This window comes from Pseudomonas sp. GZD-209, assembly GCF_049310485.1.
GTDB classification, from domain to species: domain Bacteria; phylum Pseudomonadota; class Gammaproteobacteria; order Pseudomonadales; family Pseudomonadaceae; genus Aquipseudomonas; species Aquipseudomonas sichuanensis.
The window spans coordinates 1-8,344 of record NZ_JBMOWQ010000274.1 but is presented as its reverse complement, the minus strand read 5'-3'; the positions used below and the strand labels follow the sequence as shown (position 1 = coordinate 8,344).

General features: G+C 63.9%; 5 protein-coding genes. 3 read left to right on the top strand and 2 right to left on the bottom strand.

What is annotated here, in order from left to right; translation table 11 throughout:
- Positions 1-4,296: Ig-like domain-containing protein (locus ACO6VM_RS26320; RefSeq protein WP_422404028.1), on the top strand; the 4,296-nt coding region annotated here is incomplete at its 5' end.
- Positions 4,297-4,349: 53 nt separating this feature from the next.
- On the opposite strand, the gene ACO6VM_RS26315 is transcribed toward ACO6VM_RS26320, so the two are convergent.
- Together ACO6VM_RS26315 and ACO6VM_RS26310 are read right to left on the bottom strand one after the other, a co-directional pair.
- On the bottom strand, positions 4,350-4,715 hold the full coding sequence (locus ACO6VM_RS26315) for a YbaN family protein (protein WP_125859578.1): 366 nt from the start codon (positions 4,713-4,715) through the stop codon (positions 4,350-4,352).
- 8 nt (positions 4,716-4,723) lie between these two features.
- Positions 4,724-5,311 (bottom strand): YecA family protein, encoded by a 588-nt coding sequence (locus ACO6VM_RS26310; RefSeq protein ID WP_125859577.1) that lies wholly within the window; start codon positions 5,309-5,311, stop codon positions 4,724-4,726.
- A 243-nt stretch (positions 5,312-5,554) separates the two neighbouring features.
- Here ACO6VM_RS26310 and recQ point away from each other — a divergent pair, with 243 nt between their 5' ends.
- Both recQ and ACO6VM_RS26300 read left to right on the top strand, forming a co-directional pair.
- Positions 5,555-7,702 (top strand): DNA helicase RecQ, encoded by a 2,148-nt coding sequence (gene recQ / locus ACO6VM_RS26305; protein ID WP_401056517.1) that lies wholly within the window; start codon positions 5,555-5,557, stop codon positions 7,700-7,702.
- A 138-nt stretch (positions 7,703-7,840) separates the two neighbouring features.
- Positions 7,841-8,278, top strand: a complete 438-nt coding sequence (locus ACO6VM_RS26300) for a MarR family transcriptional regulator (protein ID WP_125465059.1) — start codon at positions 7,841-7,843, stop codon at positions 8,276-8,278.
- Positions 8,279-8,344: the final 66 nt, after the last annotated feature.

Sequence of the window (8,344 nt, the reverse complement as noted above, 5' to 3'; positions counted from 1 at the left end):
GAAGTGACGGTCTACGAGAAAGCCCTGGACCTGACCAAGGATGGCAATGACCTGGCCGGTGGCAACGTAGTGGGGAGCGACCCGCATTCCAGCGCCGAAACAGCATCCGGTTCGCTGACCGATGCGGTCACCGGCGGTGTCGGTGCATTGACCTTCACCCTGGTCGGCAATGCAGCTGGCCAATACGGCCAGATCCTGCTGAACGCCGATGGCAGCTACACCTACACCCTGACCTCAGCGCCGAACTCGCCGAACCATGCCAACGACGGCCCTAACGTGATCACCGACAGCTTCACCTACCAGGTGAAGGATTCGCTGGGTAACACCACCACCAGCACCATCGTGATCAGCATCGTCGACGACGTGCCCAAGGCCCATTGCGATTTCGCCCATGTCAGCGAGGGCGACAGCATCAGCGGCAATGTGCTGGCCAACGATGTGATCGGCGCCGATGTCCGTGGCGACGGCCAGTACGTGGTGGGTGTGCGCGCCGGCAACGACACCTCCACCTCGGCCAGCGGCCATGTGGGCGACCCTATCAACGGGCTGTACGGTTACCTGACCCTGGATGCCCAGGGCAATGCCACCTACCACGCCAACCCCAACCAGGACTTGCCGCCATGGGCGACGGACACCTTCGTCTACACCATCCGTGATGCCGACGGCGACGAGAGCACTACGACCATTTCGGTCAAGGTGCTGGACAGCAAACTGGTCGCCGGCACCGACAGTGAAGTGACGGTCTACGAGAAAGCCCTGGACCTGACCAAGGATGGCAATGACCTGGCCGGTGGCAACGTAGTGGGGAGCGACCCGCATTCCAGCGCCGAAACAGCATCCGGTTCGCTGACCGATGCGGTCACCGGCGGTGTCGGTGCATTGACCTTCACCCTGGTCGGCAATGCAGCTGGCCAATACGGCCAGATCCTGCTGAACGCCGATGGCAGCTACACCTACACCCTGACCTCAGCGCCGAACTCGCCGAACCATGCCAACGACGGCCCTAACGTGATCACCGACAGCTTCACCTACCAGGTGAAGGATTCGCTGGGTAACACCACCACCAGCACCATCGTGATCAGCATCGTCGACGATGTGCCCAAGGCCCATTGCGATTTCGCCCATGTCAGCGAGGGCGACAGCATCAGCGGCAATGTGCTGGCCAACGATGTGTTCGGCGCCGATGTACGCGGCGACGGCCAGTACGTGGTGGGTGTGCGCGCCGGCAACGACACCTCCACCTCGGCCAGTGGCCATGTGGGCGATCCTATCAACGGGCTGTACGGTTACCTGACCCTGGATGCCCAGGGCAATGCCACCTACCACGCCAACCCCAACCAGGACTTGCCGCCGTGGGCGACGGACACCTTCGTCTACACCATCCGTGATGCCGACGGCGACGAGAGCACCACGACCATCTCGGTCAAGGTGCTGGACAGCAAGCTGACGGCGTCCGAGGACAACGACGTCACTGTGTATGAAAAAGCTCTGGACCTGCACAAGGACGGCAATGACCTCGCGGCCGGCAGCGTCGTGGGCAGCGACCCAGGGTCGACCGGCGAGACGGCGTCCGGCAGCCTGGTCGGGTCGGTCACCGGCGGCTCCGGCGCCTTGACCTACAGCCTGGAGGGCAATGCGGCAGGGCAGTACGGGCAGCTTCTGCTCAAGGCTGACGGTTCCTACACCTACACCCTGACCTCTGCACCGAAAAACCCGGGCGGCGCCAACGATGGTGCCAACACGGTGGTGGAACACTTCACTTACAAGGCCACCGACGCACAGGGCAACAGTGTCACCAACACCATTGCCATCAACATCGTCGACGACGTGCCCAAGGCCGAGTGCGCAGTGCGCAGCATCACCCCCGGCCAGGTGGACTCCAATATCCTGCTGGTGATCGATGTCTCCGGCAGCATGGCCTGGGACTCCGGCGTGAATGGCCTGAGCCGGCTGGACCTGGCCAAGCAGGCGATCAACACGCTGTTGGACAAGTACGACGCGATGGGAGACATCAAGGTGCAGATTGTCACCTTCTCCAGCGGCGCCACCCAGCAAGCGCAGACGTGGGTATCGATCGGCGAGGCCAAGCACCTGATCGCCGGGCTCCACGCCGACGGCGCGACCTACTACGACTCGGCAGCCACCAAGGCCCAGCAGGCGTTCGCCGCCAGCGGCAAGCTCGACGGTGCACAGAATGTCAGTTACTTCTTCTCCGACGGTGAGCCGAGCTCGGGCCACGGCATGACCTCCACGCGTGAAACCACATGGGAGACATTCCTCGACCAGAATGGCGTCAAGTCCTACGCCATCGGTATGGGCAATGGCGTCAACGAGGGCAATCTCGACCCGCTGGCCTACGATGGCAGCAGCCATGTCGATACCCAGTCGGTGGTGGTTACCGACCTCAACCAGCTCGGCGCGGTGCTCTCGGGCATGGTGCAGGGCGCACCGATCACCGGCAGCCTGATGAGTGGCGGCGACTTCGGTGCCGATGGTGGCTTCATCAAAGCCCTGATGGTGGACGGCACCACCTATGGCTTCGACCCGAAAGCCAACGGCGGGCAGGGCGGTTACACGGTCAGTGGCGGGGTGGACAAGGCGTCGTTCGATACCGTCAGCAACAGCCTCACCATCAAGACCAGCCTGGGCGGCACCCTGCTGGTGAACATGGACAACGGTGAATTCACCTACACACCACCCAAGGACAACGGCGGCCAGGTGGAGAAATTCACCTTCACGGCCAGCGACAACGACGGTGATACCAGCACTGCCACCCTGACGGTGAACATCAACGGCAACCATGCACCGATCGCCGGTGCGGACCACATCATCACCAATATCAGCGGTACCAGCGTCAGCGTGCCGGCCGAAGCGCTGCTGGCCAACGACAGCGATGCGGACCACGATCGGCTGAGCGCGGCGCCGATTACCTTCAACACTGGCTTCGCCGACAAAGGTGCAGGCTTCACCCCGGGCCTCCAGGCGCAGACCGTCTACATGGACGGTACCAAGGACCGTGCCGAGAACCAGTTCCGCACCCTGGCACGCAGCGAGTTCACCAGCCAGTCGGGCAGCATGACCGCGGCACTGGTGGTGGCGGGCTACCTCGGGCTGATCAGCAACAGCAACGCCAACGACGAGGACACTTTCACCGTCACCCTGCGCAAGGGCGAAACCCTTACCCTCGATCACGACCGCCCGGCCGGCAACCTGATGATGGAGTGGAAGGATGCCACTGGCAGTTACCAGCCGATTGCCGATGGCAAGAGTTTCACGGCCAGCCATGACGGGGTGTACAGCATTCACCTGGTCAACACCGAGAACGCCCTGGGTAGCAGCAAGGCCGCCGAGAACTACAAGCTGAGCCTGCTGGTGGACTACAGCAACGCCAGTAACCCCGTGGTCCATGACACCTACAGTGTCAGCGACAACCATGGCGGCAGCGCCACCGGCGCGGTGGACATCACCTACCAGTCGGGTAGCACGCTCAACGGCACGGCAGGTGATGATGTGCTGCTGGCCGGTGCGGGCAACGACAAGCTGGAGGGTGGGGCAGGGCACGACGTGCTGGTGGGGGGCGACGGCAACGACAGCCTGTACGGCGGTGATGGCGACGACCTGTTGATCGGCGGCCCTGGCAATGACCTGCTGGATGGCGGGGCCGGAGTCGACACCGCCAGCTATGCCTCGGCTACCGGTGCGGTAACGGTGGACCTGGGGCTCGCCGGTGCCCAGAACACCGGTGGTGCCGGCACCGATACCTTGACCGGGATCGAGAACCTGATCGGTTCGGACTACAACGACACCCTGATCGGTAATGATGCTGACAACCTGCTCAGTGGCGGCGCGGGTAACGATGTGCTCAAGGGTGGTGGCGGCAACGACACGCTCATTGGCGGCCCGGGTGATGACACCCTGACCGGCGGCAGTGGCAACGACACCTTCGTCTGGCAGAAGGGCGATAGCGGGCATGACACCGTGACCGATTTCACCCCGGGCTCCGATCGCCTCGATCTGTCGCAGCTGCTGCAGGGTGAGAACGCCACCAGCGCCTCGCTGGATGACTACCTGCACTTCAAGGTCAGCGGCACGGGCAGCAACGTGGTGTCGACCATCGAGGTGAGCAGCGTTGCGGGGGCGGCGCCGACCCAGACCATCGAGCTGGCCGGGGTCGACCTGGCCCAGCATTACGGGGTCACGGCAGGTGCCGGTGGGCTGATCGCGGCCGGGCATGATACGGCGACCATCATCAACGGCATGCTCAATGACCATTCGTTGAAGGTGGATACGGTGTAGATGGCCTTGACCGCCTCACTGGGCAAGTCGCAGCGATTTGCCCAGTGAGGGTGTCAGCCTTGGCGGCGCAATGTTTTCTGCTTGAGAATCCAGGCACTGACCAGCACCGCGCTGGTCAGCATGAACGCCCGCGCCCAGAACAGCGGTACCAGGTAGCACGACAAGCCGATGCTCGCCCACATCAGGCCGATCGCATACACCTTGCCTTTGAGCGGGATGCCCTCGCCGCTGAGGTAGTCGCGTATCCACGGCCCGAGTTTCGGGTGGTTCACCAACCAAGTGTGAAAGCGCGGCGAGCTACGGGCAAAACAGGCCGCCGCGAGCAGCAGGAAAGGGGTGGTGGGCAGCACCGGCAGGAAGATCCCCAGCACCCCCAGCGCGACGCTGAGCCAGCCGACGGCCAGCAGCAGGTAGCGCACCACGCCGATCAGTGGCGGCGTGGTTTGAGTACGGCAGGTTTTTCGTCCGGTGCGTGCTGCAGCAGGAACAGCGCGCTCAGCGCTTCGGGAATCTGCACGATCATGTCGTCCTGCAGGTTGGCATCGCTGGCGATGTCGGCGAACTCTGGCTGCTCGTCGAACAGGCCCGAACCGACCATGATCGGCAGGAGCATTTCGCTGACTTCATCCTCGGAGTTGTCGAACCAGGCCTCTTCACGCAGGAATACGCCCTCCATGAAGCCGATGCACCAGCCGCGCAGGTCCGAGTCGTCCGGCTCGTCGGTCAGGTCGAGGTCGCACGGCAGGTCGAATTCCTCTTCGCTGGCCAACTGGCGAGCGATGTGGCCCTTTAGGGCTACCAGCGTCGCTTCGATCTCGGTGCGCTGGGCATCGCTGGTGTAGTGGGGCTCTTCAGCGAACAGCGCGTCGATCCATTCGCGCTCGGGAACCTCTTCCGAGCAGATCGACAGTGCGGTCAGGTAGCCGTGTGCGGCGACGTAGTCCAGCGCTTCTTCGTGCAACTCATCGGCATCGAGGAAGGCTTGCAGGCGGGTCAGTTGCTCGGCGAAGGACATTACAGGGCTACCTTGGGGAATAAACGATAACGAATTCTAGCACCTTGCGGCGTTCACGGGGCAAAGGGAACGTCTGTCACCGCAGCCTGCCGTGGGCTGAGCCAGTCGGGTATACTCCGCCACTTTTCGTGTTGGGTGGCCTGTGCGGCGATCCGGCAAAAAACGCTTACGCATTTGTACGGTGCCTGGCGGATTTATCGTCCAGCCTGTGTCCAGGATGGTACGGCGATTTTGGAGTGGCAAATGCTCGAACAGGCTCAGCGCGTCCTCAAGGATGTCTTCGGTTACGACAGTTTCCGTGGGCGCCAGGCCGCGATCATCGAATGCGTGGCCAATGGCGGCGATGCCCTGGTGCTGATGCCCACCGGCGGCGGCAAGTCGCTGTGCTTCCAGGTGCCGGGGCTGCTGCGCCCGGGCCTGACGGTAGTGGTGTCGCCACTGATCGCGTTGATGGCCGACCAGGTCGCTACCCTTGACGAACTGGGGGTGGCTGCCGCGGCGCTCAACTCCTCCCTCAGTGCCGAGCAGCAGCGTGAACTGGCCGGGCGCCTGCGCCGCGGCGAGGTGAAGATGCTGTACCTGGCGCCCGAGCGCCTGGTACAGCAGCGCATGCTGGATTTTCTGCGCGACCTCGACATCTCGCTGTTCGCCATCGATGAAGCCCACTGCGTATCGCAATGGGGCCACGACTTCCGCCCCGAATACCTGCAACTGGGCCAGCTCGCCGAGCTGTTCCCCCATGTGCCGCGCATCGCCCTCACCGCCACCGCCGACATGCGCACCCGCGAGGAAATCGTCCAGCGCCTGCACCTGCAGGGCGCCGAGCGCTTCCTGTCGAGCTTCGACCGGCCGAACATCTTCTACCGCATCGTGCCCAAGGAAGCGCCGCGCAAGCAGCTGATGGCCTTCCTCGCCGAGCGCCGTGGCAACGCCGGCATCGTCTACTGCCTGTCGCGCAAGAAAGTCGACGAAACCGCAGCCTTCCTCTGCGAACAAGGCTTCCCGGCGCTGCCCTATCACGCAGGCCTGGCAGCCGAAACCCGCGCCGCCAACCAGCACCGCTTCCTCAACGAGGAAGGGCTGATCATGGTCGCCACCATCGCCTTCGGCATGGGCATCGACAAGCCCAACGTGCGCTTCGTCGCCCACCTCGACCTGCCCAAGTCGCTCGAGGCCTACTACCAGGAAACCGGCCGTGCCGGCCGTGATGGCCTGCCGTCGGACGCCTGGATGGCCTACGGCCTGCAGGACATGGTGATGCTCAAGCAGATGTTGCAGAACTCCGAAGGCGACGAGCGCCACAAGCGCATCGAGCAGCACAAGCTCGACGCCATGCTGGCGCTGTGCGAAGAGACCCGCTGCCGCCGCCAGTCGCTGCTGGCCTACTTCGACGAAGTGCTGGAGCAGCCCTGTGGCCACTGCGACAACTGCGTAGACCAGATCCAGACCTGGGACGCCACCGAGCCTGCCCGGCAGGCATTGTCGGCGGTGTTCCGCACCGGCCAGCGTTACGGCGTCGGCCACCTGGTCGACGTGCTGCTGGGCAAGGACAACGAAAAGGTGCGCAACTTCGGCCACGAGAAGCTCTCGGTTTACGGCGTCGGCAAGGCGCTGGCCGAGGCCGAATGGCGCTCGCTGTTCCGCCAACTGGTGGCACGCGGCCTGGTGGACATCGACCTCGAAGGCTATGGCGGCCTGCGCCTGTCCGACAGCTGCCGCCCGCTGCTGCGTGGCGAGGTCAACCTGCAACTGCGCCGCGACCTCAAGCCGCAGACCGTGGCCAAGTCGTCCGGCAGCAGCGGTGGCAGCCCGGCCAGCCAGCTGGTGCGGGCCGAGGAGCGCGAGCTGTGGGAGGCGCTGCGCACCCTGCGGCGCAAACTGGCCGAAGAGCACAGCGTGCCGCCCTACGTCATCTTCCCCGACTCGACGCTGTTGGAAATGCTGCGCAGCATGCCCACCAGCCTCAGCGACATGGCCCAGGTCAGCGGCGTCGGCGCACGCAAGCTGGAGCGCTACGGCCAGGCCTTCCTCGAAGTGCTCAATGGCGCCGGCGGCACCGAGGAGGCGCCGAAAGTGGTGCTCGACCTGCGCCACGAACTGGTCAGCCTGGCCCGTGCCGGCATGACCCCGGCGCAGATCGCCGGCCAGCTCAACTGCAGCGAGAAGAACGTCTACAGCCTGTTGGCAGAAGCCATTGGCCGCCAGGAGCTGAGCCTGGAGCAAGCGCTCGACCTGCCCGAAGAGCTGATGATGGAAGTGCAGGATGCCTTCCTCGATGGCGAGGGCGAGCTGCCGCCGGTTTCGGCTGTCGCGCCATTGTTCGGCGCGCGCGTTCCCGAAGGCGTGTTGTATTGCGTGCGGGCGGCGCTGGCATCGGAGTTCGAACTGTGATCGCTGGCATTTGTGCCATTTACTGACCTTTGTCAGGCGATTACCGGATTATCGGATGTTTCCCAAGCGCTGAACCTTGCCTCATGGGCTGGGGCATGGTTAGCTGACTAATAATTAGTTCTATTCTTTGAGTTGCTTATGCCCCTGACCGACAACCAACACCGCTTCGGCATGCAGCTGGCCCAGATGTCCCGGGGCTGGCGTGCCGAACTGGACCGCCGCCTCGCCGGGCTCAATCTTTCCCAGGCGCGCTGGTTGGTGCTGTTGCACCTGGCGCGTTTTGACGATGCGCCAACCCAGCGTGAGCTGGCCCAGAGCGTCGGGGTTGAAGGCCCGACCCTGGCCCGCCTGCTCGACAGCCTGGAAACCCAGGGCCTGGTGCGGCGTCAGGCGGTAGTGGAAGATCGCCGGGCGAAGAAGATTGTGCTGTGCCCACCGGCCAAACCGCTGATCGAGCAGATCGAGACCATCGCCAATGCTTTGCGCGTCGAGCTGTTCAGCGGGGTGGATGAAGCCGATCTGGAAGTGTGCATGCGGGTGCATGCCAAGATCCTCGGCAATCTCGAGAAGTCCTGAGTTGCTGCCAAATCGCGGGGGAGGGGAGACTCCACAAAAAAGAGGGGGGGGGGGGGTTGGCTCCAA

Excerpts from the sequence above, each read along its gene's own strand:
- ACO6VM_RS26310 (WP_125859577.1), bottom strand. The coding sequence starts at position 5,311 with ATGTCCTTCGCCGAGCAACTGACCCGCCTGCAAGCCTTCCTCGATGCC.
- recQ (WP_401056517.1), top strand. The coding sequence starts at position 5,555 with ATGCTCGAACAGGCTCAGCGCGTCCTCAAGGATGTCTTCGGTTACGAC.
- ACO6VM_RS26300 (WP_125465059.1), top strand. The coding sequence starts at position 7,841 with ATGCCCCTGACCGACAACCAACACCGCTTCGGCATGCAGCTGGCCCAG.